Genomic DNA, 23,537 nt, shown 5'->3' with positions numbered 1-23,537 from the left:
GCCGCCGGGGGCCGGCTGACCGCACGGTCCGCGACGGCCGGACGGTCCCGGGAGCGCGTGCGGCCCGACGGCGCCTACCGGACGGGACGCCGCATCATCCTGCCTTGAGACCATGCGGGACCGTCGGACGGGCCTGAATGTCCCACCGCGTCGAACACGTGCCGTGCAGGGCTGCTCACTCCCGCCGTGGACAGGGGCCGGGCCGGTCGGCCGGGGGCCGTTTCCGCTGTCCGGTCCGCGGGACGGGGGTTCGAGGGAGTGAGGGGGACCGATACGGTGGGAACACCATGAGCGCATCTCAGTCCCCTCAGTCCTCCCCGTCTCCCGAGCCCTCTGAGGCCCCTGAGTCCCGTCAGGGCACCGACACCCCCACCCTTCTCGTGAAGATCTTCGGGAAGGACCGTCCGGGAATCACCGCCGGGCTCTTCGACACGCTCGCCGCCTATGCGGTCGATGTCGTCGACATCGAGCAGGTCGTCACCCGTGGCCGCATCGTTCTGTGCGCACTGGTCACCACCCCCACCGCGGGCGGTACCACCGAGGGCGACCTGCGGGCGACCGTGCACAACTGGGCCGAATCGCTGAAGCTGCAGGCCGAGATCATCTCCGGTACCGGTGACAACCGGCCGCGTGGATCCGGGCGCTCCCATGTGACGGTGCTCGGACACCCGCTGACCGCCGAGTCGACCGCCGCCATAGCGGCCACGATCACGTCGACCGGCGGCAACATCGACCGGATCTTCCGGCTGGCGAAGTACCCGGTCACGGCCGTCGAGTTCGCCGTGTCCGGCACGGGAACCGCGGAGTTGCGGACCGCGCTGGCGACCGAGGCCGCCGGCATCGGCGTCGATGTGGCGGTCGTGTCCGCCGGGCTGAGCCGCCGGGCGCAGCGGCTGGTCGTCATGGATGTCGACTCGACGCTGATCCAGGACGAGGTCATCGAGCTGTTCGCGGCGCACGCAGGCTGTGAGGACAAGGTCGCCGAGGTGACCGAGCAGGCGATGCGTGGCGAGCTCGACTTCGAGCAGTCGCTGCACGCGCGGGTGGCGCTGCTGGCAGGGCTCGATGTATCGGTGGTGGAGAAGGTGCGCGCCGAGGTGCGACTGACCCCCGGTGCGCGCACGCTGATCCGCACGCTGAAGCGGCTCGGCTATCAAGTGGGCGTCGTCTCCGGCGGGTTCACCCAGGTCACGGACGACCTGAAGGAACGGCTCGGGCTCGACTTCGCCTCTGCCAACACTCTGGAAGTGGTCGACGGCAAGCTCACCGGACGGGTCGTCGGCGACGTCGTGGACCGGGCGGGCAAGGCCCGGCTGCTGCGCAGTTTCGCCGAGCAGGCCGGGGTGCCGCTGGCGCAGACCGTCGCGATCGGTGACGGAGCGAATGACCTGGACATGCTGAACACGGCCGGTCTCGGGGTCGCCTTCAACGCCAAGCCGGTCGTCCGCGAGGCGGCGCACACCGCGGTGAACGTGCCGTTCCTGGACACCGTGTTGTATCTGCTCGGGATCACCCGTGAAGAGGTCGAGGCGGCCGACGGTCTCGTCTGACCGATCCACCGCTCCGTGTACGCGGATGGGCCCGGCACCTCACCGGTGCCGGGCCCATCCGCGTGCGACGTCGCGATCAGTCGTTCGGCGTCCAGTACTCGATCAGTTTGCCCACGCCGTGCTCCACGCCCTTCCAGGAACCGGAGAACTCGACAACGGCGAACGCAGCGGTCGGGAATCCGCCGCGGGCCATCCGGGCCAGGGTGTCTCCCTCCGCCGATGAGGACAGGGCGTCGGCGAGAGCGTGCATCCCGGGGTTGTGGCCGATGAGGAGCAGGTTCCGGACCTCGTCGGGGGTCTCGTTGAGCAGGGCGATCAGCTCGCCGAGCGAGGCCTCGTAGAGCCGCTCCTCGTACACGGTCCTGGGACGCTGTGGCATCTCGTGCACCGCCAGCTTCCAGGTCTCGCGCGTCCTGGCGGCGGTCGAGCAGAGGGCCAGATCGACAACGATGCCGGAATCGACGAGTTTGCGGCCTGCCACCGGTGCATCCTTGCGGCCGCGCTCCGCGAGCGGCCGCTCATGGTCGGAGTCCTGCGACCATTCCGCCTTTGCGTGTCTGAGAAGGACGATCCTGCGAGGTGTATCGACGCTCATACACCTCAGCTTCGCATGAAATGTTCCGCCCGTCGCAGGGAGTTGAGGGGCTCCCCCGCCACGGGTGAACGCCCTCAGCGGGCCAGCAGGTCCACGATTCGCTGAAGCAACTGACCGATCGCCGGGTCGTCCGTCGCCGCGTGTGCCTGGCCGGATCCCACCATCATCAGCAGGAGGGCGGCGAACGCCACCGAGGGGAGCGCGATGGCCCACCACTCCAGCCGGACCTCGACGCCGGCCGACGCGGGGCGGGGGGATCGGGTGTGCGTAGGGGCCGGCATGTCCGCCTCCGTGGGTCATCGGTTCTGATACCTGAAACCTACGGATCCGGCGGCGCCCGTCCCATCCGGTGATCCACCCACTTCACCCTGACCCTGGCCCCCTAGGGGGTGGTGGTGCTAGCCCCACCTTCCCCGGCGGAGGCGTCGGGGCGTGGCCCTCGGGCAGGTGTCAGGGAGAGGCGATCGAAGCGATCACTCCGATGATCACCGTGATCAGGAGCATGACTCCGAGCACGAGGAGAAGCTTCTTCTGACCGTTCTGGGGATTCGGATCGAGCACTGGCATGGGACCAGTTTCGCATCTCAGCTTTCGTCCTCGATCGTCCGGTCCCGCCCGGCCAGAATTCCCGCCGCCATCTGCGGCACCATGAGGCCCGCCATCAGCGCGATCGGCAGACCCCACCCGCCGCTGTGCTGGTAGAGCACGCCGACCAGCAGCGGGCCGGGGATCGAGATCAGATAGCCGGTGGACTGGGCGAACGCCGACAGCCGGACCACTCCGGCGCCGCTCCGGGACCGCATGCCGATCATGGTGAGGGCGAGCGGGAAGGCACAGTTGGCGATGCCGAGAAGGAATGCCCAGGCCCAGGCGCCGCTCGCCGGTGCGAGATAGAGACCGGCGTAGCCGATGAGGCCGCAGGTGCCGAGCACGACGACGATCGGGCCCTGGTTCCGCATCCGCGCGGCAGCCCGCGGAATGACGAAGGCGAGCGGCACGCCCATGGCCATGGTCACGGCGAGCAGCACCCCCGCCGTGCCGGCGGAGACCCCTGCGTCGCGGAAGATCTGCGGCATCCAGCCCATGGTGATGTACGCGGCCGTGGCCTGGAGGCCGAAGAAGCAAGCAAGGGCCCAGGCGGTGCGGGAACGGGTGATCCGCAGGGCAGGGGTGTTCTGGTGCTGCCGGCCGACGGGCTGCCCCCGGGTGCCGCGCCGGTCCCGTGCCAACGGGATCCAGGGCAGGATTGCCGCCGCTCCGAGCACGGCCCAGATCCCCAGACCGGCCTTCCAACTGCCGCCGAGCGCATCGGTCATGGGCACGGTGACGGCCGCTGCGAGTGAGGTGCCGAGGGCCAGCGCCATGGAGTAGAGCCCGGTCATGGAGCCGACCCGGTCCGGGAACCAGCGCTTGACGATCACCGGCATCAGGACATTGCTGACGGCGATGCCCATGAGCGCGAGGGCACTGGCGGCGAGAAAACCGGCCGTGGAACCGACGAGGGGCCGGATCAGCAGTCCGGCCGTGATGGCGACCATGCCGGCGCAGACGACCGCGCCGGGGCCGAAGCGGCGGGCGAGGCGCGGCGCCATGATGCCGAAGACGGCGAAGCAGAGCGGCGGTACGGAAGTGAGGACACCGGCGACGCTGCCGCTCATGTGCAGCCCGTCCCGTACCTCTTCGAGTAGAGCGCCGAGGCTGGTGATGGCGGGGCGGAGATTGAGCGCGGTGAGGACGAGACCGACGGCGACCAGGCGGAGGAGCCAGGGGGCGGGACCTGTGGCGGCCGGCGGAGCCTGGGCGTCCAGGGGGATGTTCGTCGCGGTGGTGTGCCTGTTCAGGGTCAGGGGCTGGCGCTGGGTCTCGTCGTCGGGCATGGGGCCCATCATAGAATCATGGGATGATTGATTGTCCAATCGTCTGAGAACCTTCGGGGAGCCTTCGGGAAACCCGCAGACCCGAGAATCCGCAGACCCAAGGAACCGAGCAAGGAGCATCATGGCGCTGACGTCTCCGCGACGTTCGGCACTCGCCGACCAGGTGATTGCCCAGCTGAGGAATCAGATCACCTCGGGCGAGTGGCCCGTCGGTTCGCGCATTCCGACCGAACCCGAGCTGGTCGAGCAGCTGGGGGTGGCCCGCAACACCGTCCGCGAGGCGGTGCGCGCACTCGCGCACAACGGGCTGCTGGACATCCGTCAGGGGTCAGGCACCTATGTCGTCGCCACCAGCGAACTGGCCGGGGTGATGCACCGCCGTTTCGCCTCCGCCGACCCGCGCCATGTCGCCGAGCTGCGCTCGACACTGGAGTCGTCCGCGGCCCGGCTGGCGGCCGTCCGGCGCACCGAGCGGGACCTGAAGCAGCTGGACGCGCTCATGGCGCGCCGCGAGGAGACCTGGGCCGCGGGGGACGCGGAGGCGTTCGTGGCAGCGGATGCGACGCTGCATCTGGCCGTGGTCGCCGCCTCGCACAATGACGTACTGACGGGTCTCTATGCCGATCTGGGGGATCTGCTGCGCGACTATCTGCGGGTCGATGTCGGGCACGAACTGCGGCCGGAGAACCATATGGACCATGGGCGACTGGTCGAGGCGATCCGGGCAGGCGACGCGGAGACTGCGGCCGCCGAGGCGGCGAGCCACGCACTGAGCTGTCCGGGGGAACGGCGATGACCCGGAGGGGTTGCCAGCTGTTCGCCGGGGAGTGCGCACGACGGCGGTTTGACTCGATCGTGTGATGGTCGGTTTCCGGGCTTGCGGGGGCCTGGGCTGTTCGGGCTACGGTGATCGTGCGATCTGGGACGCCGGGTATGGCGCCAGTGTGCGGGGCCCCCGCTCCACCGGAGTGATGGTTCGGGGCCTCCCCGTCACTTTTGGCCGTACCCATCTGGCCAGGTCGTCAGGGAGCCGGCCTCCCGGGACCGGACCACGCACGGGATGCGTGTCGCCGCCCCCGGGTCGAGTACGCCGGGGACCAGTGCGCCCAGGACCGTTCGGGGCGTGCGGCTGAGCGGACTCACTCCTGCTCAGTCCACAGGAACGGTGGATCTATATCCGGCGGTGGGTGACCCAGGCGGAGGCGACTTCCTTCCAGCAGCGGTCGTCGAGCCGCACCGTCTGTCCGGGAGCGACGTCGACGGGTATGCCGTCCGCGTCGATGTCCCACCAGCGGCTGCACTCGGTGTGCAGCTGTACCCGGTCGATGGAGGGGTAGGGGTTGTGGCAGTAGGCGACCACCTGGGAGCCCTGGACCGTCGTACGGCATTCGGCGCCGGAGGGGTCCGGTGTGGGGCCGGCGGGTGCGGACGCTCCGCCCATCCGCCCCGCGACGGATATGCCTATGGAGGCGGCAAGTGCGACGGCGACGGCCGAGGCCGCCAGCAGGGCCCAGGTTCGGCGACGCGTGGGGCGCACAGCGATCACCTCCGCAGCCTGACCAAAAAGTCCGGTTCCACCACATTCTGCGGTGGAACGACCGTCTTTTCGACTTGAGCGGGGGAAACCGGGCGCGGACGCACGCCGGCCGCGCACCACCCGCTCGGAGGTGGTACGCGGCCGGTTCGTGCCGGGTCGTACGAGGTCAGGCACCCATCATGTGCACGCCACCGTCGACGTGGATGATCTCGCCCGTGGTCTTCGGGAAGAAGTCCGAGAGCAGAGCGACGACGCCGCGGCCGGCCGGCTCCGGGTCGGCCATGTTCCAGGACAGCGGGGAGCGGGTGTTCCACACGTCCGCGAGCTCCGAGAAGCCCGGGATGGACTTGGCGGCCATCGAGCCGATCGGTCCGGCGGAGATCAGGTTGCAGCGGATGTCGTCCTTGCCCAGGTCGCGGGCGAGGTAGCGGGAGGTGGCCTCCAGCGCGGCCTTGGCCGGGCCCATCCAGTCGTACTGCGGCCAGGCGAACTGTGCGTCGAAGGTGAGGCCGACGATCGAGCCGCCCTCGCTCATCAGCGGCTTGCAGGCCATGGCGAGCGACTTCAGCGAGAACGCCGAGACGTGCATCGCGGTGGCGACGGACTCGAACGGGGTGTTCAGGAAGTTGCCGCCGAGCGCGTCCTGCGGCGCGAAGCCGATGGAGTGGACGACGCCGTCCAGGGAACCGAGCTCCTCACGGACCAGGCCTTCGAGCCGGTCCAGGTGCTCGGTGTTGGTCACGTCCAGCTCGATGACCTTGGCGGGCTTGGGCAGCTTCTTGGCGATGCGCTCCGTCAGCGTGGGCCGGGGGAAGGCGGTCAGGATGACTTCGGCACCCTGCTCCTGGGCCACCTTGGCGGTGTGGAAGGCGATGGACGACTCCATCAGCACACCGGTGATGAGGATGCGCTTGCCGTCGAGAATTCCGATCATGGTGGTCAGTGACCCATGCCCAATCCGCCGTCAACGGGGATGACGGCTCCAGTGATGTACGACGCGTCGTCGGAGGCGAGGAAGCGCACCGCGGCGGCGATCTCCTCGGGCTGCGCGTAACGGGCCAGCGGCACCTGGGCGACGATGCCCTTGCGCTGCTCCTCGGTGAGCGCCTGGGTCATGTCGGTGTCGACAAAACCGGGCGCGACGACGTTGAAAGTGATGTTCCGCGAGCCGAGCTCACGCGCCAGCGACCGGGCGAAGCCGACCAGGCCGGCCTTGGACGCGGCGTAGTTGGCCTGTCCGGCCGAGCCGAGAAGGCCGACGACGGAGGAGATGAGGACGACGCGGCCCTTCTTGGCACGCAGCATGCCGCGGTTGGCACGCTTGACGACCCGGAAGGTGCCGGTGAGGTTGGTGTCGAGTACGGACGTGAAGTCCTCCTCGGACATCCGCATCAGCAACTGGTCCTTGGTGATGCCGGCGTTGGCGACCAGCACCTCGACCGGACCGTGCTTCTCCTCGATCTCCTTGTATGCCTGCTCCACCTGCTCGGCGTCGGTGATGTCGCACCGGACGGCCAGGACCCCCGCTTCGGTGAGGACCTGGGGCGGCTCGCCCGAGCGGTACGTGATCGCGACCTTGTCGCCGTTGTCGGCGAAAGCGCGGGCGATGGCGAGGCCGATGCCCCGGTTTCCTCCGGTGACGAGAACCGAGCGGCTCAACGGATCACCCTTTCGATAGCGGTCTGGTACCTCGAAAACCTATCGCTACCATGCGCTTTCCAAGGACTCGGCCCCTGACAGTGGCTTCCACGAGGCACTGTGGGGTTCCTACAGTCGGAAGCGGTCCCACCTCATTCCAGCATTCCGAGCGCATGCACGGACACCATCTCCAGTATCCGCTTGTCGTACGTGATCAGGGAGCAAGGGCTCCGCCGATGTCGAGCGCACTCGCACCATGGATGACATCGAGGGATCTCAGGGCCGCGGAGACCCTGGGGCGCATGATCCCCGCCCGCCCGGACGGTGTTCCCGTCCGGCTCCGGCACGACGAGCTGGGCGATGCCTTCGGCGCCGTTCACATGATGTGAGCGAATCCGAGCCCAGCCGCGAGCACTCCGAACCTGCGAGGAGTCCGCGTTTCGCACCCACCCCGAATTCCCCGGCGAGAGGCGTACGGCCGTGCTTCACTTCCGTCTGGTGGATTCAACGACGTGAGCGAAAAGGGGAGGCCGCACATGGCCCATGCCATCGATCAGGGGTTTCTGGCCCTGCCGCTCCGGGCCCTCGCCGACGCGGCGCTCGCCCGGGCCCGCGCGCTGGGCGCCACGCATGCGGACTTCCGCTTCGAGCGGGTGCGCAGCGCCTCCTGGCGGCTGCGGGACGCCCGGCCCTCGGGGACCTCGGACACCACCGACCTCGGGTACGCGGTGCGGGTGGTGCACGGCGGGGCGTGGGGGTTCGCGTCCGGGGTGGATCTGACCATGGACGCCGCGGCGAAGGTGGCGTCCCAGGCGGTCGCCATGGCGAAGCTCTCGGCGAAGGTGATCGCAGCGGCGGGCTCGGACGAGCGCGTGGAGCTGGCGGACGAGCCGGTGCACGGTGAGCGGACCTGGGTCTCGGCGTACGAGATCGACCCGTTCTCCGTACCGGACGAGGAGAAGGCGGGGCTGCTCGCCGAGTGGAGCAGCCGGCTCCTGGGCGCCGAGGGCGTCGCGCATGTGGACGCCTCGCTGATGACCGTCCACGAGAACAAGTTCTACGCGGACACGGCGGGCACCGTCACCACGCAGCAGCGGGTCCGGCTGCACCCGCAGTTCACCGCGGTCGCCGTGGACGGCACGACGGGTGAGTTCGACTCGATGCGGACCATCGCCCCTCCGGTGGGACGCGGCTGGGAGTACCTCACCGGAACCGGCTGGGACTGGGATTCCGAACTGGAGCGGATCCCGGGGCTGCTCGCGGAGAAGATGCGGGCTCCGAGCGTCGAGGCGGGGACGTACGACCTGGTGGTCGACCCGTCGAATCTCTGGCTGACGATCCATGAGTCGATCGGCCATGCCACCGAGCTGGACCGGGCGCTCGGGTACGAGGCGGCGTACGCCGGAACCTCGTTCGCCACCTTCGACCAGCTGGGCAAGCTGACGTACGGCTCCCCCGTGATGAATGTGACGGGCGACCGGACCGCCGAGCACGGACTCGCGACCATCGGGTACGACGACGAGGGTGTCGAGGGCCAGTCCTGGGACCTGATCAAGGACGGGACGCTGGTCGGCTACCAGCTGGACCGGCGGATCGCGAAGCTGACGGGTCTCGGCCGGTCCAACGGGTGCGCGTACGCGGACTCGCCGAGCCATGTCCCCGTGCAGCGGATGGCGAACGTGTCGCTGCAGCCGGACCCGGGCGGCCTGTCCACCGAGGATCTGATCGGCGGGGTGGAGCGCGGCATCTATGTGGTCGGCGACCGGTCCTGGTCGATCGACCAGCAGCGCTACAATTTTCAGTTCACCGCGCAGCGGTTCTTCCGCATCGAGAACGGCAAGCTGGCCGGACAGCTGCGCGACGTCGCGTACCAGGCGACGACGACGGACTTCTGGGGCTCGATGGAGAAGGTCGGCGGCCCGCAGACGTACGTCCTGGGCGGCGCCTTCAACTGCGGCAAGGCCCAGCCGGGCCAGGTCGCGGCCGTCTCGCACGGCTGCCCCTCCGCCCTCTTCCGAGGCGTGAACATCCTCAACACGACGCAGGAGGCGGGCCGATGAACGGTCACCACGGAATCGGCCGGGGGTCCGGGGGGCGTCCCCCGGGGCAGCGCAGTCTCAACACGACGCAGGAGGCGGGCCGATGAGCCGCATCAGCAAGCCGTACGAGATCGTCGAGCGCGCGCTCGAACTGTCCACTGCCGACGGCTGTGTCGTCATCGCCGACGAGGAGTCCTCCGCCAATCTGCGCTGGGCGGGCAACGCGCTCACCACGAACGGGGTGACCCGGGGGCGGACCCTGACCGTCATCGCGACCGTCGACGGCGCCGAGGGGGCCGCGTCCGGAGTCGTGTCGCGGTCCGCCGTCACCGCCGAGGACCTGGAGCCGCTGGTCCGGGCCGCCGAGGCCGCCGCGCGGGGCGCAGGTCCGGCCGAGGACGCGCAGCCGCTGATCACCGGTGTGCCTTCCTCACCCGATTTCACGGACGCGCCGGCCGAGACGGGTTCCGACGTGTTCGCGGAGTTCGCCCCGGCGCTCGGTGACGCCTTCGCCCGTGCCCGGGCCGGCGGCCGTGAGCTCTACGGCTTCGCGCACCACCAGCTGACCTCGACATATCTGGGCACATCGACGGGGCTGCGGCTGCGTCACGACCAGCCGAACGGCACGCTGGAGCTGAACGCCAAGTCGCCCGACCGGTCGCGTTCCGCGTGGGCGGGCCGTGCCACCAGGGACTTCAAGGATGTCGACCCGGCCGAGCTGGACGCGGAGCTGGCGCAGCGGCTCGGCTGGGCGGAGCGCCGTATCGAGCTGCCCGCCGGGCGGTACGAGACGCTTCTGCCGCCCACCGCCGTGGCCGATCTGCTGATCTACCAGCTGTGGTCGTCGACGGCCCGGGACGCCGCCGAGGGCCGGACGGTCTTCTCGAAGCCGGGTGGCGGCACCCGGCTCGGCGAGAAGCTGTCCGAGCTGCCGCTCACGCTGCGCAGCGACCCGAACGCGCCAGGGCTGGAGTCCGCTCCGTTCGTGATCGCCCATGCCTCGGGGGACACCGGCTCCGTCTTCGACAACGGTCTGCCGCTGACGTCGACGGACTGGATCAAGGACGGCCGGCTGGACCAGCTGACCACCACCCGGCACACGGCGGGGCTGACCGGGCTGCCGGTCGCCCCCGCGATCGGCAACCTGGTGCTCGACGGCGGCGGTGAGCGGTCGCTCGACGAGATGGTCGCGGCCACGACCGGCCGTGCCCTGCTGCTGACCTGCCTCTGGTACATCCGGGAGGTCGACCCGGCGACGCTGCTGCTGACCGGGCTGACCCGCGACGGGGTGTATCTCGTGGAGGACGGCGAGGTGGTCGGTGAGGTGAACAACTTCCGCTTCAACGAGTCGCCCGTCGACCTGCTCTCCCGGGCGTCCGAGGCCGGCCGCACCGAGAAGACGCTGCCGCGTGAGTGGGGCGACTGGTTCACCCGGGCCGCGATGCCGGCGCTGCGGATCCCGGACTTCAACATGAGCTCGGTCAGCCTCGGCGTGTGACCGCCATAGACTGGCCGCGGAATCAATCGAAACCGTGCAAGGAGAGAAACGACCGTGACGGACATCGTCGACGAGCTGAAGTGGCGCGGGCTGTTCGCCCAGTCCACTGACGAGGACGCATTGCGTAAGGCGCTCGCGGACGGTCCCGTCACGTTCTATTGCGGCTTCGATCCCACCGCGGCCAGCCTGCACGTCGGCCACCTGGTACAGGTGCTCACCGTGCGCCGGCTGCAGCAGGCCGGGCATCGGCCGCTCGCCCTGGTGGGCGGGGCCACCGGTCAGATCGGTGACCCGAGGCCGACCGCGGAGCGCACACTGAACGACCCGGAGACGGTCGCGAACTGGGTGACGCGGCTGCGGTCCCAGATCGAGCCGTTCCTCTCCTTCGAGGGTGCGAACGCGGCGGTCATGGTGAACAACCTGGACTGGACCGCGGGCATGTCCGCGATCGAGTTCCTGCGGGACATCGGCAAGCACTTCCGGGTCAACAAGATGCTGACCAAGGACTCCATCGCCCGGCGGCTGGAGTCCGACGAGGGCATCAGCTACACCGAGTTCAGCTACCAGCTGCTCCAGAGCATGGACTACCTGGAGCTGTACCGGCGCTACGGCTGCACCCTCCAGCAGGGCGGCAGCGACCAGTGGGGCAACCTCACCGCGGGCCTCGACCTGATCCACCGCCTGGAGCCGGGCGCCGAGGTGCACGCGCTGGCGACCCCGCTGATGACGAAGGCGGACGGGACCAAGTTCGGCAAGTCCGAGAGCGGGGCCGTCTGGCTCGACCCGGCGATGACGACGCCGTACGCGTTCTACCAGTTCTGGCTGAACGTGGACGACCGGGACATCTCCCGGTACATGCGCATCCTCAGCTTCCAGAGCCCCGCGGAGCTGGCGGAGCTGGAGAAGGTCACCGAGGAGCGTCCGCAGGCCCGGACGGCGCAGCGCGCGCTGGCCGAGGAGCTGACGACGCTGGTGCACGGCGCCGACCAGTGCGCTGCGGTCATCGCGGCGTCGAAGGCGCTTTTCGGCCAGGGTGAGCTCGGCGAGCTGGACGAGGCGACGCTGAGCGCCGCACTGTCCGAGGTGCCGCACGCGCAGGTAACCGAGCTCGGCCCGCTGGTGGACCTCCTGGTGGAGGTCGGACTGGCGCCGAGCAAGTCGGGAGCCCGCCGCACGGTCAAGGAGGGCGGGGCCTACGTGAACAACGTCAAGGTCGCGGACGGCGAGGCCGCACCGGCCCGTGAGGAACTGCTGCACGGGCGCTGGCTGGTGCTGCGCCGGGGCAAGAAGAACCTCGCGGCCATCGAGGTCATCGCCGGCTGACCGGAAACGGACGCGCACTGCGGCCGGGCACGCGAGATGCGTGCCCGGCCGCACTGTGCCGTACGCGTGCCGGGTCAGGCCTTCTGTCTGGTGCCGCGCATCGACGTCCAGAGCATGTCGCCGACACCGACGACGACCACGGCGCCGATCAGCTGCAGCAGGTGGCGCGTCCAGTCGATGCCCTTGGTTTCATTGACGCCGATCCAGGTCGCGACGGTATTACCGAGGACGCTGCCGATGATGCCGAAAATGGTCGTCAGCCAGAGTGGGATGTTCTGCTTCCCGGGCAGGATCGCCTTGGCGATCAGACCAAGGACCAGACCCACGATGATTGCCCACAACCAGCCCATGTCGCCTCCTCATGCGGCGCGCTGTCGCGCATGTGCGCCCAGTCTCGGCCCATCGGCGGTGCTCCGCATGTCGGACAGGTCCGTCCGCGCCACGGGGGTGCGGTTGTGCGTGAATACGGCGTGCCCCGGTCTCGAACCCGTCGGAGGCCGGGCGTACCGTGGGAGCGGCTCGCGGAGAGCCTGGGGAAGGGTGGTGGAACGTGATGTGGAAGCAGAGCGGGGCGGAGGTCTTCCGGATCACGGGAGCGCGGCAGAGCCTCGCGGACGATGTGCGTGGCAGGCAGCGCCGCTATGTGATCTCGATGTCCGTACGGACGATCTCGGTGATCCTGGCCGCGGTGCTGTGGAACATCGAGCGGCCTGTGGCCATCGTGGCGCTCGTCCTGGGTGCCCTGCTCCCGTACGTCGCCGTCGTCATCGCCAACGCGGGCCGGGAAACGCCCCCTTCGCTGCCCTCGACCTTCGTTGTGCCGCCCGCGCGGCCGATGCTCGATGCCGCCCCGGTGGCCGGTCCCGCAAAAACCGGACCGGCGGCCGACCGGGCCCGCGACGGGGCGGAACCGCATGAGCACAGTTGAGCGCACAGCACACCTGTGGCCTCAAGAAAAGCTCAGACCAATCATGCAGTTCAGGTGCACCGCACCCCGGTCCGCGTGACATACTGCCTACGCGCTCCGCATCCCCCGTCGGAGTGACAGACCGACGCCGGGCAGCTCCCCCCGTGGCTGCTCGGCGTCGCTTTTTCTCCGGCTCTCGCAACGCCCTAGGGTTGAGTCCGTGAACTCCCCCGAACATGCCGCCGAGAGCGCTGCCACCGCACCGATCTGTTCCGCCAAGGGCTGCCGTACGGCCGCCGTATGGGTGCTGGCCTGGAACAATCCGAAGCTGCACACCCCCGAGCGCCGTAAGACCTGGCTGGCCTGCGACGAGCACCGGGAGCATCTCTCCTCGTTCCTGGGGATTCGGGGTTTCCTGAAGGACGTCGTGACGCTGGCGGAGTGGGAGTCCTCGGCCGAGGGGCGCTGAGGACCGTTCGCCGCTGCGGCGGGCTGGGCGGGGCTAGCCGCCGATCGCCGACATCGGGCGGTCGGGCTGCAGGAACGACGGGTCGTCCAGCCCGGATCCGGCCTTTTTTCCCCACATCGCAAGACGCCAGAGCCGGGCGATCTCCTCGTCCGGGGCATCGGACCGCAGCGCGCCGCGCAGATCGGTCTCCTCGCGGGCGAACAGGCAGGTCCGCACCTGGCCGTCGGCGGTGAGCCGGGTGCGGTCGCAGGCCCGGCAGAAGGGGCGGGTGACGGAGGCGATGACGCCGACCCGGTGAGGTCCGCCGTCGACGAGCCAGCGCTCCGCGGGGGCGGAGCCGCGCTCGTCCTCGCCCTCGGCGGTGAGGGCGAAGCGGGTGCGCAGCGAGGCAAGGATGTCGCCTGCCGTGATCATGCCGTCGCGCTTCCAGCCGTGCTGGGCATCGAGCGGCATCTGCTCGATGAAGCGGAGCTCGTATCCGTGCTCCACGGCCCAGGCGAGCAGGTCGGGGGCCTCGTCCTCGTTGAGCCCCGGCATCAGCACTGCGTTGACCTTGACCGGGGTGAGGCCTGCGTCGTGGGCGGCTTCGAGGCCTGCCAGCACGTCGTGGTGGCGGTCGCGGCGGGTGAGGGTCTTGAAGACGTCGGGGCGCAGGGTGTCCAGGGACACATTGACCCGGTCCAGTCCGGCGGACCCGAGAGCGGCCGCCGTGCGCTTCAGCCCGATGCCATTGGTCGTCAGCGACAGCTTCGGGCGGGGCGTCAGCGCCGCGCACTGCTCGACGATGGAGACGAGGCCGGGCCGCAGCAACGGCTCGCCGCCGGTGAAGCGGACTTCCGTGATCCCCAGCTGGGTGACGGCGATACGGACGAGCCGGACGATCTCGTCGTCGCTCAGCAGGTCCGGCTTGGCCAGCCACTGCAGTCCCTCTTCGGGCATGCAGTAGGTGCACCGGAGGTTGCAGCGGTCGGTCAGCGAGACGCGCAGGTCGGTGGCGACCCGGTCGTAGGTGTCGATGAGCATGGTGGGTCCCTCCCCCGGTGGATCCCGGTTGCGGATCTGACTCATTCGAGACTACGCGAGACCTGTGACACGCAGGTGGCCCGATTGCCACGAGGTGCGGCGCGGCCGCGTCGTAGGACTCTACGACGCGGCCGCGGGAACAGCGTGGTGCGTGGCTCGAACCTGCCAGTCGGTCTAATTCCTTCTCGTCAGTGGGCACCGACGCCGGTGAGGGACTTGACCTCCAGCTCGGCGTACTTGCCCTGGTCCGGCTCCTCCTTCGAGAGGAGGGAGCCGAGCCAGCCGAGCAGGAAGCCCAGCGGGATGGAGATCAGGCCGGGGTTCTCCAGCGGGAACCAGGCGAAGTCGACGCCCTTGAACATCGATGTCTTCGCGTTGCCGGAGACGACCGGCGAGAACAGCACCAGGATCACGGAGCAGGCCAGACCGCCGTAGATCGACCAGAGGGCGCCCTGGGTGGTGAACCGCTTCCAGAAGAGGCTGTAGAGAAGGGTCGGGAGGTTGGCGGAGGCGGCGACGGCGAAGGCGAGAGCCACCAGGCCGGCGACGTTCATGTCGCGGGCGAAGGCGCCGAGGATGATCGCGACCGCACCGATGAGGACGGTGGCCCAGCGGGCGGCCCGCATCTCCTCCTTCTCGGTGGCCTTCCCCTTGCGGATGACGTTGGCGTAGATGTCGTGGGCGAAGGAGGACGAGGAGGCGAGGGTGAGACCCGCGACGACGGCGAGGATCGTGGCGAAGGCGACGGCCGAAATCACGGCGAGCAGCACCGCGCCGCCCGTCGTGCCGACCCCGCCGAGGTATTCGGCGAGCTGCGGAGCCGCGGCGTTGCCGGCCGGGTTCTTCGCCCTGATCTCGTCCGGGCCGATGAGCGCCGCGGCACCGAACCCGAGCGCGATCGTCATCAGGTAGAAGGCGCCGATGATGCCGATGGCCCAATTCACCGACTTACGGGCGGCCTTGGCGGTCGGGACGGTGTAGAAGCGGATCAGGATGTGCGGGAGTCCGGCGGTGCCGAGGACCAGGGCGATGCCGAGGGAGAGGAAGTCCAGCTTCGAGGTGCCGGTGGCACCGTACTTGAGGCCGGGCTCCAGGAACGCCGCTCCGTGGCCGCTCTTCTCGGCGGCCGTGCCCAGCAGGTCGGAGATGTTGAAGTCGAACTTGAGCAGCACCAGGAAGGTCATCAGGAGGGCACCGGCGATGAGCAGGACGGCCTTGACCATCTGCACCCAGGTGGTGCCCTTCATGCCGCCGATGCTGACGTACACGATCATCAGGACGCCGACCAGAGCGACGATGAGGATCTTTCCGGCGTCGCTGGTGATGCCGAGGAGCAGCGAGACGAGTACGCCCGCTCCCGCCATCTGCGCCAGCAGGTAGAAGATCGAGACGACGATGGTGGAGACGCCCGCGGCGGTACGGACCGGGCGCTGCCGCATCCGGTAGGCGAGGACGTCACCCATCGTGTAGCGGCCGGAGTTGCGCAGCGGTTCCGCGACGAGCAGTAGGGCCACCAGCCAGGCGACGAGGAACCCGATCGAGTAGAGGAAGCCGTCGTAGCCGAAGAGGGCGATGGCGCCGGCGATACCGAGGAACGAGGCGGCGGACATGTAGTCGCCGGAGACCGCGAGCCCGTTCTGGAAGGCGGTGAACTGGCGGCCGCCCGCGTAGAAGTCGGAGGCGCTCCTGGTCTGCCGGCCGGCCCAGACGGTGATGCCCAGGGTCGCGGCGACGAAGACCGCGAACAGTGTGATGATCAGCGGCCGGTGCTCGGCGGTGGACGAGGCGGCGAGCTGGATCGCGGGGTGCGAGTGGTACGCGGCGCTCATGCGTCGGCCTCCATACGGGACTTGATGGCCTCGGCCTTCGGGTCGAGCTTCGTCGCGGCGTGCCGCGCGTAGAACCAGGCGATGAGGAAGGTGGTGACGAACTGGGCGAGACCGAACACGAAGGCCACGTTGATGTTGCTGTACACCTTGGTGCCCATGAAGCCGCCGGCGTAGTTCGACAGCAGCACGTAGAGCAGGTACCAGAGCACGAACGCGATGGTCAGCGGGAAGGCGAACGAGCGGTGCGCGTGGCGCAGTTCGGCGAACTCAGGGCTCTCCTGGACCTCGACGAACCGTTCTGTCGTGGGCTGAGCAGGGCCGGTTTCCGGACCTGCCTTGGGTGGCGATGCATCGGTAGCCACGGATTCTCCTCGCGACGCGGGTGCGGTGGTGGGGATGGTGGGTTTCACAACAGAACCTCGATGTCGGGGGGGTTGATGGTGCGACTCCCCTGACAACGGCACGTGGGGCGCGGCGAAGCGGTTCACCGCGCGTTGCTGCTCCTTCGCTTCGCCCGATCGACGGCACACTTCGAACTGGATGCCGTCAATTCATTGATGTGCAGGATGATCAGCGATAGCTTCACCGTTCATACACACGTCCGGACGCATCCCGTGTCCGGCCGGCTGACACGGATGATGTGGAGACCCCATGGCGCATCTGGGATCCAGGCGGACCCGCGCACTGACGCTGCCCGTCGGATTGGCCCTCACTGCCTCGCTCGGCTTCCTGCCGATGAGTGCCGCATCCGCCGCCCCGTCGGACGGACTGCCCACGGCGGCGGCCTCGACGGATGGCCCGATGCTGTCGTACGTCGTCAACACCCGTGCCAATCACGGCACCGTCAAGCAGGTGAAGAAGGCGATAGCCGAGGCCGGCGGCACGGTGGTGATCGCCTATGAGCAGATCGGTGTCATCGTCGTCCACTCGCAGAACCCGGACTTCGCGGAGTCGATCCGCCGGGTCAAGGCCGTCGACTCGGCGGGGGCCACCCGTACCAACCCCATCGTTCCGCAGGCCACCACGGAGATCGGGGTCGAGCAGCCGCTCACCGCCGAGGAGGCGCGGACCGCGGCCGCGGAGGCCACCGGCGACCAGGATCCGATGGAGCCCCTGCAGTGGGATCTGCCCGCCATCAAGGCGGACCAGGCGCACCAGAAGACGCTGGGCAGCAGCAAGGTCACCGCCGCGGTCATCGACACGGGTGTCGACGACACCCACCCGGACCTGGCGCCGAACTTCAACCGCGGGGCCTCCGCGAGCTGCGTGTCCGGGGCGCCGGACACGACGGACGGCGCCTGGCGTCCCAAGGCCGGTGAGAGCGACCACGGCACGCATGTCGCGGGCACCATCGCCGCCGCGAAGAACGGCATCGGGGTGACGGGTGTCGCGCCGGGCGTGAAGGTCGCCGGCATCAAGGTCGCGAACCCGGACGGCTTCTTCTACACCGAGTCGATCGTCTGCGGCTTCGTCTGGGCCGCCGAGCACGACGTCGACGTCACCAACAACAGCTACTACACCGACCCGTGGATGTTCAACTGCAAGAACGACCCGGACCAGGGCGCCCTGGTCGAGGCCGTCGCCCGCGCCACGCGGTACGCGGAGAGCAAGGGCACGGTGAACGTCGCCTCGGCCGGCAACAGCCGCTTCGACCTGGCCTCCGGCGCGATCGACGACAAGACCAGCCCGAACGACACCACGGCCGTGACCCGGACGATCGACCCGCGTGAGTGCCTCGACATCCCGGCGATGCTGCCGGGCGTCGTGACCGTCTCCGCGACTGGTGCCAAGGGGCTGAAGTCCTCGTACTCGAACTACGGGAACGGTGTCATCGATGTGGCGGCCCCGGGCGGCGACTCGACGATCTATCAGACGCCCGCGCCGCCGGCCACGAGCGGTGGGATCCTGTCGACGCTGCCGGGCGGCAAGTACGGCTACAAGAACGGTACGTCGATGGCCTCCCCGCATGTCGCAGGTGTGGTGGCCCTGATCAAGTCGTCGCACCCGCACGCCTCGGCGGCCGCGGTGAAGGCGCTGCTGCTTTCCCAGGCGGACGCGACCGCGTGCGGCGCCCCGTACGACATCAACAACGACGGCAAGATCGACGCCGTCTGCGAGGGTTCCACGAACAGCAACGGCTTCTACGGGGCCGGTATCGTGAACGCGCTGAACGCGGTCCGCTAGTAACCGACACGTAGTCGGCAGGCGTAACGAGCGGGAAGGGCCGGGGCATCCCCCCGGCCCTTCCCTTCCGTCAGGTGGCACTCAGTGCCATAGTGCGGACATGACACACGCACAGAGCTCCGGTACGGAGCAGGCCTGGTCCGCTCTCGGCGGTGACCCCGCGCTCCTCGGCCGTATCGGCTTCGGCGGACCGACCGGTGCGCTGCCCGCGCGGCTGCCCGTCCTGGAGCTGGCCCGCTCCACGGTCGCGGTCTGTTCGCTGGCCGCCGCCGAACTCGCGGCGCGCCGCACGGGGGGCGGCGCCGGTCCCGTACCGCAGGTCCGGATCGACGACGGGGCGGTGGGCACGGCGTTCCTCAGCGAGCGGCATCTGCGGATCGACGGGCGCGCGCCGACGACGTTCGCCCCGCTGTCCCGGTTCTGGCGGACGGCCGACGGCTGGGTCCGCACCCACGCCAACTACCCCCACCACCGCGCCCGGTTGCTCGCCGCGCTCGGCCTGCCCGACGACACCGGGGTGGACACGGTAGCGGCCGTGCTCGCCGAACGCCGGTCGGTGGAGATCGAGGAGACGGTGTACGCCGCGGGCGGTCTGGCCGTCGCGCTGCGCACCCCCGAGGAGTGGGCGGTGCACGAGCAGGGCGCCGCGATCGCCGCACGCCCGCTGCTCACGCTCGAACGGACCGAGGGGCCGGGACCGGTGGCGCCGCGCCACCTCTCCCCGCTGTCGGGTTCGCCGCTGCTGCCCGCCACCGGGCTCCGGGTCCTGGACCTGACGAGGGTGCTCGCCGGTCCGGTCGCCACCCGCACGCTGGCGCTGCTGGGCGCGGACGTGCTGCGGATCGACGCGCCGCAGCTGCCGGAGAGTCAGGACGCCCACAACGACACCGGCTTCGGCAAGCGGTCGGTCTCCCTGGACCTGCGCGACCGGGCCGGGCGGGCGACGTTCGAGGAGCTGCTCGCCGACGCCGATGTACTGGTGACCGGATACCGGCCGGGCGCGCTGGAGGCGTACGGCCTGACTCCGGAGACGCTCGCCGTACGCCGTCCCGGTCTGGTCCTCGCGCAGGTGTCTGCGTGGGGCCGGTACGGGCCGTGGCACGAGCGGCGCGGCTTCGACAGCCTGGTGCAGGTGGCCACCGGCATCGCGGCACTGGAGGGAAGCGCGGGAACACCGGGCGCGCTGCCGGCGCAGGCCCTCGACCACGGCACCGGGTACCTGCTGGCGGCGGGGGTGCTGCGGGCGCTGTCCGAGCAGCACGACGACGGCGGCTCGCGGCTGTTGCGACTGGCGCTCGGGCAGACGGCGCACTGGTTGTGCAACGGCCTGTCGGAGCAGCCGGCCGACGGCGCCTCGGAGACGTACGACCCCGAGAAGTACCTCGGCGTCACGGACAGCGAGATGAGACGCCTGCGGTACGCCCTGCCGCCGGTGTCCTTCGCGGGCGGCCCGGTGGACTGGTCGCGCCCGCCGGGCCGGCTGGGCGCGGATTCCCCGGTGTGGAGTGTCACTGCGGCTGCCACCAGCGGCGCCCACTGACCGGTGCGGGCTCGGCGGACATGTCTCGTGCGCCGGGCCCGCACCGTTCACTGCCGCGGTCCGCTACGGCTTGATGAGGACCTTCAGCGCCGTGCGCTCGTCCATCGCCCGGTAGCCGGCGGGGACCTCGTCGAGGCCGATGGTGAGGTCGAAGACGGGCGACGGGTCGATCGTGCCGGACAGGACGTCGGGGAGCAGTTCCGGAATGTACGCACGCACGGGGGCGACGCCGCCGCGCAGGGCGATGTTCCGGTCGAACATGACGCCGAGGTCCAGCCCGGTGCCGCTGCCGTGCGGCACGCCGACGTAGCCGATCGAGCCGCCGTCGCGGGTGATCCCGACCGCCGTACGCATCGACTGCTCGGTGCCGACGGCCTCGATCACGGCCTGCGCGCCCGCGCCGCCGGTCAGTTCCCGTACGGCGGCGACGGCCGCCTCGCCGCGCTCGGCGACGACGTCCGTGGCACCGAAGCCGCGGGCGATGTCCGTACGCGTCTGGTGGCGGCCCAGCGCGATGATCCGCTCGGCGCCGAGCCGCTTGGCGGCCATGACGCCGCACAGGCCGACCGCCCCGTCACCGACGACCGCGACCGTGGAACCGGGCTTCACGCCCGCGCCGACGGCTGCGTGGTGGCCGGTACCGAGCACGTCGGACAGGGCCAGGAGCGCCGTGAGCAGCCGGTCGTCGGACGCGGCGGCGGCCGGGAGCTTGACCAGGGTGCCGTCGGCGAACGGGACGCGGACGGCCTCGCCCTGGCCGCCGTCGGAGCCGACCGAGCCCCAGAAGCCGCCCTGCGGGCAGGACGTCATCAGGCCCTCGGCGCAGTACTCGCAGGTGCCGTCGGACCAGACGAAGGGGGCGACGACCAGGTCACCGACCGCGAATCCAGCGACCTCCGAGCCCGCCTCCTCGACGATCCCGAGGAACTCGTGGCCGATCCGCTGGCCGGGCTGCCGAGCGGCCTCGCCTCGGTACGCCCACAGGTCGCTGCCGCAGACACAGGCCCGCAGGACCCGCAGCACCACATCGGTGGGCTGCTGGATCGTCGGGTCCGGCACCTCCTGCACGCGTATGTCGTGGGGGGCGTGGATGACGGTGGCGCGCATGCGTGGGGGTCCTTGCTGATCTCAGATGCCGGTACTCCGCTCACGGTACGCCCCAGGGGCGACAGCGGCCCATCTCGCACCCGGTGCAAGCGCTCCGACGGTCAGCAGGAACTGCGCCGCGATGTAGGTGAGCATGATCCAGAAATCGGGGGCCGGCAGCTGGGGCAGGTCGGCGATGCCGGTGGCGATCAGTGCGTCGGAGAGCAGGAAGAGCGCCCCGCCGACAGCCGCGTACCGGCCGAAGGTACTGGACCGGTAGGCCATCGCGGTGAGCAGCAGGCTGTACCCGGCCATCGGGATCCTCAGCTCTGCGGGCAGCCCGCCCCACAGCAGGACGAGGAAGCCGGCCAGGACGACCGCGTACGCGACGCCGAGCGGCACGGAACTCCGGGCGCGCCCGAAGAGCCAGAGATAGCAGACATGACCTGCGGCGAAGGAGCCCATGCCGATGAGGAAGGCGGCGTCGGCGTCCGCCAGCAGGAAGGTGTCGCCGCCCCAGCCGAAGAGCAGCGCGGCGATCAGCAGCCGGGGGCCGCGGCGGGCGGCGGCGTACCCGGCGAGCAGCGGCATGAGCAGCGGCTTGGCGACGAGGTGGGCGATGCCGACATCGGCGAGGAGACCGAGGAGATCGACGGCGGACGCGACGAGGAAGGCGATGAGCAGGGGGCGTACGAGGCGCGCCCGCGGATCGGCGGCCGTGACGGCGCTCATCCGGTGCGACCGGGTGCGGGGACGGCGATGGCGGAGGCCTCGGACGCCGGTTGCCACCCCGGCCCGCGGAAGACTCGCCCGGCCCGCTCGCGCCAGCTGCCCGCCGCCCGTACGTCCCGGGCGATCGCGGCGTACTCGTGGGTCGCGACGCGCAGCGGGTTGTGGGTGGCGATGTTCTTGGTGAGCCCGTAGACCGGCCGCTCGGTCTCGGCGGTGAAGGAACCGAAGAGCCGGTCCCACAGGATCAGGATGCCGCCGAAGTTCCGGTCGAGATAGCCGCCCTGGGACGCGTGGTGCACCCGGTGGTGGGAGGGCGTGTTCAGTACGTACTCGAAGGGCCGGGGCAGCTTGTCGATCCGTTCGGTGTGGACCCAGAACTGGTAGACGAGATTGGCCGAGGAGCAGAACGCCAGCGCCGCCGGATGGACCCCGCACGCGATGAGCGGCACATAGAACGGCCAGACGGTCAGCGAGGTCCAGGGCTGGCGCAGCGCGGTGGTGAGGTTGAACTTCCGGCTGGAGTGATGGACCACGTGGCAGGCCCAGAGAATCCGGATGACGTGGTGGCCGCGGTGGGACCAGTAGTAGAGGAAGTCCTGCGCGAGCAGCATCAGCGGGACCGTCCACCACAGGACGGGGACGCGGAGCGGGGTCAGCTCGTAGACCGCGGTGTAGATCGCCACGATGGGCACTTTCCACAGCAGGTCGAAGACGAGACTGCCGAGCCCCATGGTGACGCTGGTGACGGCGTCCTTGGTCTCATACCCGGCGGCGTCCTCGTCGGGGTGGATGCGGTGGCTGACCATTTCGACAACGGTGAGCAGGACAAAGGCCGGAATGGACCACAGCACGACATCGGGGAGGTTCGGCTCCATGCGAGCACCGTAAAGCTGCTGGTCGGTCCGGGACTAGACGTTGTTACCAACAAGTATACGAGACGCGATGTCAGCAACCTTTGGCACCTTCTGCCAACAAGACCGTCGCACGATTCCGCTCATGTGCCTTCGGGCGGGATCGGTGTGGCCTGGTGGTAGTACATCTGCCACGTCGCGCTCGCGCTCCGCCTGCGCCAGAGGGAGCTCCGTCGTGCCCGATTTCCACCGATCACGGTCTCGTAGGTGAGGTGCACCAACCCGGGTGCCAGCAGGACACCGGTCATGTCCGAGGGCTCGAAGCGCGGGCCGCCCTCTGCCGCACCGTCCAACTCGGGCAGCTCGGCCAGCATGTCCTCGTACCTCCACCGCCGACCCGAGGCGCCTACCTCCACGAAGTCCGGATCCAGCAGCTGCCGGGCCTGCGACCGTGACGTGCGCACATCGGGGTCCATCAGCCGCAGCTCGCCCGCGATGGCTTCGCGTACCTCGTCCGCCTCTCCGCTCATGCGGCATCTTCGCCCAGGTGACCTGCCCCTTCGCAACCGAGTTGCGAGCGAGACCGTCGCCGTGACCGACTGAGCGCACCATGCGGACGGTGAACTCCGCCAAGAGCACTGGACGTTGAGCCTCCAGCCCCCTTCGCCATGCCGCGCCGGATGTCCGGCCGCTCGCCTGCAGCCAGCCGCGTCATCATCCGAACGAGAGGTCCCGGTGCTCCTCCCGGCAAGCTTTGCCCGGAGCCCAGCAGTACCAGGGCGCCGACTACACGCAGTACCAGGGTGAGCAGCAGCAGGCCGCCGCCGATCCCTACCAGCAGGGCACCACCCCGGTCTAC

The 23,537-nt window shown here is 69.8% G+C and carries 25 protein-coding genes; 10 read left to right on the top strand and 15 right to left on the bottom strand.

Going from position 1 to position 23,537, the window contains the following annotated elements; genetic code table 11:
- The first annotated feature begins 287 nt into the window (after positions 1–287).
- Positions 288–1,550 carry a phosphoserine phosphatase SerB gene (serB, locus tag AB0915_RS29815; protein ID WP_366694035.1) on the top strand — a complete coding sequence of 421 codons (1,263 nt, stop codon included), beginning with the start codon at positions 288–290 and terminating at the stop codon, positions 1,548–1,550.
- A gap of 76 nt (positions 1,551–1,626) precedes the next feature.
- Here serB and AB0915_RS29810 read toward each other — a convergent pair whose 3' ends face one another.
- From AB0915_RS29810 to AB0915_RS29795, 4 genes are all read right to left on the bottom strand, one after another.
- Positions 1,627–2,145 carry a histidine phosphatase family protein gene (locus AB0915_RS29810; RefSeq protein WP_366694034.1) on the bottom strand — a complete coding sequence of 173 codons (519 nt, stop codon included), beginning with the start codon at positions 2,143–2,145 and terminating at the stop codon, positions 1,627–1,629.
- Between the two features lie 74 nt (positions 2,146–2,219).
- Positions 2,220–2,426, bottom strand: a complete 207-nt coding sequence (locus tag AB0915_RS29805) for a hypothetical protein (RefSeq protein WP_366694033.1) — start codon at positions 2,424–2,426, stop codon at positions 2,220–2,222.
- Between the two features lie 169 nt (positions 2,427–2,595).
- Entirely contained in the window at positions 2,596–2,712 is a 117-nt protein-coding gene (locus tag AB0915_RS29800; RefSeq protein WP_266987204.1) for an SGM_5486 family transporter-associated protein, read from the bottom strand.
- A gap of 17 nt (positions 2,713–2,729) precedes the next feature.
- Complete coding sequence (locus AB0915_RS29795; protein WP_366694032.1) at positions 2,730–4,022, bottom strand: MFS transporter; 1,293 nt, start codon at positions 4,020–4,022, stop codon at positions 2,730–2,732.
- 121 nt (positions 4,023–4,143) lie between these two features.
- Here AB0915_RS29795 and AB0915_RS29790 point away from each other — a divergent pair, with 121 nt between their 5' ends.
- The gene (locus tag AB0915_RS29790) at positions 4,144–4,818 is read left to right on the top strand and encodes a FadR/GntR family transcriptional regulator (protein WP_366694031.1); all 675 of its coding nucleotides are present in this window, start codon (positions 4,144–4,146) and stop codon (positions 4,816–4,818) included.
- Positions 4,819–5,193: 375 nt separating this feature from the next.
- Here the strand turns inward: AB0915_RS29790 and AB0915_RS29785 are convergent, their stop codons facing one another.
- The 3 genes from AB0915_RS29785 to fabG form a co-directional block, all read right to left on the bottom strand.
- Complete coding sequence (locus tag AB0915_RS29785) at positions 5,194–5,559, bottom strand: hypothetical protein (RefSeq protein ID WP_366694030.1); 366 nt, start codon at positions 5,557–5,559, stop codon at positions 5,194–5,196.
- A gap of 166 nt (positions 5,560–5,725) precedes the next feature.
- A complete protein-coding gene (fabI, locus tag AB0915_RS29780; RefSeq protein ID WP_267005884.1) occupies positions 5,726–6,493 on the bottom strand; it encodes an enoyl-ACP reductase FabI in 768 nt (255 codons plus the stop codon).
- A gap of 5 nt (positions 6,494–6,498) precedes the next feature.
- Positions 6,499–7,218, bottom strand: a complete 720-nt coding sequence (gene fabG, locus AB0915_RS29775) for a 3-oxoacyl-[acyl-carrier-protein] reductase (protein WP_037691571.1) — start codon at positions 7,216–7,218, stop codon at positions 6,499–6,501.
- Between the two features lie 239 nt (positions 7,219–7,457).
- Between fabG and AB0915_RS29770 the strand changes: the two genes are divergently transcribed.
- The 4 genes from AB0915_RS29770 (at position 7,458) to tyrS (ending at position 12,057) form a co-directional block, all read left to right on the top strand.
- On the top strand, positions 7,458–7,586 hold the full coding sequence (locus AB0915_RS29770; RefSeq protein WP_366694029.1) for a hypothetical protein: 129 nt from the start codon (positions 7,458–7,460) through the stop codon (positions 7,584–7,586).
- A 147-nt stretch (positions 7,587–7,733) separates the two neighbouring features.
- Positions 7,734–9,257: a TldD/PmbA family protein gene (locus tag AB0915_RS29765; protein ID WP_366694028.1), complete on the top strand. Its 1,524-nt coding sequence runs from the start codon at positions 7,734–7,736 to the stop codon at positions 9,255–9,257.
- A gap of 82 nt (positions 9,258–9,339) precedes the next feature.
- Positions 9,340–10,734: a metallopeptidase TldD-related protein gene (locus tag AB0915_RS29760; RefSeq protein ID WP_366694027.1), complete on the top strand. Its 1,395-nt coding sequence runs from the start codon at positions 9,340–9,342 to the stop codon at positions 10,732–10,734.
- Positions 10,735–10,788: 54 nt separating this feature from the next.
- Entirely contained in the window at positions 10,789–12,057 is a 1,269-nt protein-coding gene (gene tyrS / locus AB0915_RS29755; RefSeq protein ID WP_366694026.1) for a tyrosine--tRNA ligase, read from the top strand.
- Positions 12,058–12,131: 74 nt separating this feature from the next.
- On the opposite strand, the gene AB0915_RS29750 is transcribed toward tyrS, so the two are convergent.
- Positions 12,132–12,407: a GlsB/YeaQ/YmgE family stress response membrane protein gene (locus AB0915_RS29750; RefSeq protein WP_366694025.1), complete on the bottom strand. Its 276-nt coding sequence runs from the start codon at positions 12,405–12,407 to the stop codon at positions 12,132–12,134.
- Between the two features lie 203 nt (positions 12,408–12,610).
- Here AB0915_RS29750 and AB0915_RS29745 point away from each other — a divergent pair, with 203 nt between their 5' ends.
- Positions 12,611–12,985: a DUF3099 domain-containing protein gene (locus AB0915_RS29745; RefSeq protein ID WP_366694036.1), complete on the top strand. Its 375-nt coding sequence runs from the start codon at positions 12,611–12,613 to the stop codon at positions 12,983–12,985.
- 199 nt (positions 12,986–13,184) lie between these two features.
- Positions 13,185–13,433 carry a hypothetical protein gene (locus tag AB0915_RS29740; protein ID WP_366694024.1) on the top strand — a complete coding sequence of 83 codons (249 nt, stop codon included), beginning with the start codon at positions 13,185–13,187 and terminating at the stop codon, positions 13,431–13,433.
- A 33-nt stretch (positions 13,434–13,466) separates the two neighbouring features.
- Here AB0915_RS29740 and moaA read toward each other — a convergent pair whose 3' ends face one another.
- The 3 genes from moaA to AB0915_RS29725 form a co-directional block, all read right to left on the bottom strand.
- The gene (gene moaA / locus AB0915_RS29735) at positions 13,467–14,456 is read right to left on the bottom strand and encodes a GTP 3',8-cyclase MoaA (RefSeq protein ID WP_366694023.1); all 990 of its coding nucleotides are present in this window, start codon (positions 14,454–14,456) and stop codon (positions 13,467–13,469) included.
- 188 nt (positions 14,457–14,644) lie between these two features.
- Positions 14,645–16,285, bottom strand: coding sequence for a cation acetate symporter (locus AB0915_RS29730; protein WP_366694022.1), 1,641 nt, complete (start codon positions 16,283–16,285; stop codon positions 14,645–14,647).
- Positions 16,282–16,647 (bottom strand): DUF485 domain-containing protein, encoded by a 366-nt coding sequence (locus tag AB0915_RS29725; protein ID WP_366694021.1) that lies wholly within the window; start codon positions 16,645–16,647, stop codon positions 16,282–16,284. The genes AB0915_RS29730 and AB0915_RS29725 overlap by 4 nt, the downstream gene beginning before the upstream one ends.
- Before the next feature lie 289 nt (positions 16,648–16,936).
- On the opposite strand from AB0915_RS29725, the gene AB0915_RS29720 reads away from it, so the two are divergent.
- Positions 16,937–18,469, top strand: coding sequence for a S8 family serine peptidase (locus AB0915_RS29720; RefSeq protein ID WP_366694020.1), 1,533 nt, complete (start codon positions 16,937–16,939; stop codon positions 18,467–18,469).
- Between the two features lie 100 nt (positions 18,470–18,569).
- The gene (locus AB0915_RS29715) at positions 18,570–20,009 is read left to right on the top strand and encodes a CoA transferase (protein ID WP_366694019.1); all 1,440 of its coding nucleotides are present in this window, start codon (positions 18,570–18,572) and stop codon (positions 20,007–20,009) included.
- A 63-nt stretch (positions 20,010–20,072) separates the two neighbouring features.
- Here AB0915_RS29715 and AB0915_RS29710 read toward each other — a convergent pair whose 3' ends face one another.
- From AB0915_RS29710 to AB0915_RS29695, 4 genes are all read right to left on the bottom strand, one after another.
- On the bottom strand, positions 20,073–21,116 hold the full coding sequence (locus AB0915_RS29710) for a zinc-dependent alcohol dehydrogenase family protein (protein WP_366694018.1): 1,044 nt from the start codon (positions 21,114–21,116) through the stop codon (positions 20,073–20,075).
- A gap of 21 nt (positions 21,117–21,137) precedes the next feature.
- Positions 21,138–21,827, bottom strand: a complete 690-nt coding sequence (locus AB0915_RS29705; protein WP_366694017.1) for a lysoplasmalogenase — start codon at positions 21,825–21,827, stop codon at positions 21,138–21,140.
- Entirely contained in the window at positions 21,824–22,702 is an 879-nt protein-coding gene (locus AB0915_RS29700; RefSeq protein ID WP_366694016.1) for a sterol desaturase family protein, read from the bottom strand. Before AB0915_RS29700 ends, AB0915_RS29705 begins: the two co-directional genes overlap by 4 nt.
- A 119-nt stretch (positions 22,703–22,821) precedes the next feature.
- Positions 22,822–23,208 carry a DUF4440 domain-containing protein gene (locus AB0915_RS29695; protein ID WP_366694015.1) on the bottom strand — a complete coding sequence of 129 codons (387 nt, stop codon included), beginning with the start codon at positions 23,206–23,208 and terminating at the stop codon, positions 22,822–22,824.
- Positions 23,209–23,537: the final 329 nt, after the last annotated feature.

The sequence above is a fragment of the Streptomyces sp. NPDC048411 genome, assembly GCF_040704695.1.
Taxonomy (GTDB): domain Bacteria; phylum Actinomycetota; class Actinomycetes; order Streptomycetales; family Streptomycetaceae; genus Streptomyces.
The sequence above is the reverse complement of the archived record's forward strand: the minus strand, read 5'-3'. Positions and strand labels throughout refer to the sequence as shown.

Excerpts from the sequence above, each read along its gene's own strand:
- serB (WP_366694035.1), top strand. The coding sequence starts at position 288 with ATGAGCGCATCTCAGTCCCCTCAGTCCTCCCCGTCTCCCGAGCCCTCT.
- AB0915_RS29810 (WP_366694034.1), bottom strand. The coding sequence starts at position 2,145 with ATGAGCGTCGATACACCTCGCAGGATCGTCCTTCTCAGACACGCAAAG.
- AB0915_RS29805 (WP_366694033.1), bottom strand. The coding sequence starts at position 2,426 with ATGCCGGCCCCTACGCACACCCGATCCCCCCGCCCCGCGTCGGCCGGC.
- AB0915_RS29800 (WP_266987204.1), bottom strand. The coding sequence starts at position 2,712 with ATGCCAGTGCTCGATCCGAATCCCCAGAACGGTCAGAAGAAGCTTCTC.
- AB0915_RS29795 (WP_366694032.1), bottom strand. The coding sequence starts at position 4,022 with ATGCCCGACGACGAGACCCAGCGCCAGCCCCTGACCCTGAACAGGCAC.
- AB0915_RS29790 (WP_366694031.1), top strand. The coding sequence starts at position 4,144 with ATGGCGCTGACGTCTCCGCGACGTTCGGCACTCGCCGACCAGGTGATT.
- fabI (WP_267005884.1), bottom strand. The coding sequence starts at position 6,493 with ATGATCGGAATTCTCGACGGCAAGCGCATCCTCATCACCGGTGTGCTG.
- AB0915_RS29770 (WP_366694029.1), top strand. The coding sequence starts at position 7,458 with ATGACATCGAGGGATCTCAGGGCCGCGGAGACCCTGGGGCGCATGATC.
- AB0915_RS29765 (WP_366694028.1), top strand. The coding sequence starts at position 7,734 with ATGGCCCATGCCATCGATCAGGGGTTTCTGGCCCTGCCGCTCCGGGCC.
- AB0915_RS29760 (WP_366694027.1), top strand. The coding sequence starts at position 9,340 with ATGAGCCGCATCAGCAAGCCGTACGAGATCGTCGAGCGCGCGCTCGAA.
- AB0915_RS29750 (WP_366694025.1), bottom strand. The coding sequence starts at position 12,407 with ATGGGCTGGTTGTGGGCAATCATCGTGGGTCTGGTCCTTGGTCTGATC.
- AB0915_RS29745 (WP_366694036.1), top strand. The coding sequence starts at position 12,611 with ATGTGGAAGCAGAGCGGGGCGGAGGTCTTCCGGATCACGGGAGCGCGG.
- moaA (WP_366694023.1), bottom strand. The coding sequence starts at position 14,456 with ATGCTCATCGACACCTACGACCGGGTCGCCACCGACCTGCGCGTCTCG.
- AB0915_RS29730 (WP_366694022.1), bottom strand. The coding sequence starts at position 16,285 with ATGAGCGCCGCGTACCACTCGCACCCCGCGATCCAGCTCGCCGCCTCG.
- AB0915_RS29720 (WP_366694020.1), top strand. The coding sequence starts at position 16,937 with ATGGCGCATCTGGGATCCAGGCGGACCCGCGCACTGACGCTGCCCGTC.
- AB0915_RS29715 (WP_366694019.1), top strand. The coding sequence starts at position 18,570 with ATGACACACGCACAGAGCTCCGGTACGGAGCAGGCCTGGTCCGCTCTC.
- AB0915_RS29710 (WP_366694018.1), bottom strand. The coding sequence starts at position 21,116 with ATGCGCGCCACCGTCATCCACGCCCCCCACGACATACGCGTGCAGGAG.
- AB0915_RS29705 (WP_366694017.1), bottom strand. The coding sequence starts at position 21,827 with ATGAGCGCCGTCACGGCCGCCGATCCGCGGGCGCGCCTCGTACGCCCC.
- AB0915_RS29700 (WP_366694016.1), bottom strand. The coding sequence starts at position 22,702 with ATGGAGCCGAACCTCCCCGATGTCGTGCTGTGGTCCATTCCGGCCTTT.
- AB0915_RS29695 (WP_366694015.1), bottom strand. The coding sequence starts at position 23,208 with ATGAGCGGAGAGGCGGACGAGGTACGCGAAGCCATCGCGGGCGAGCTG.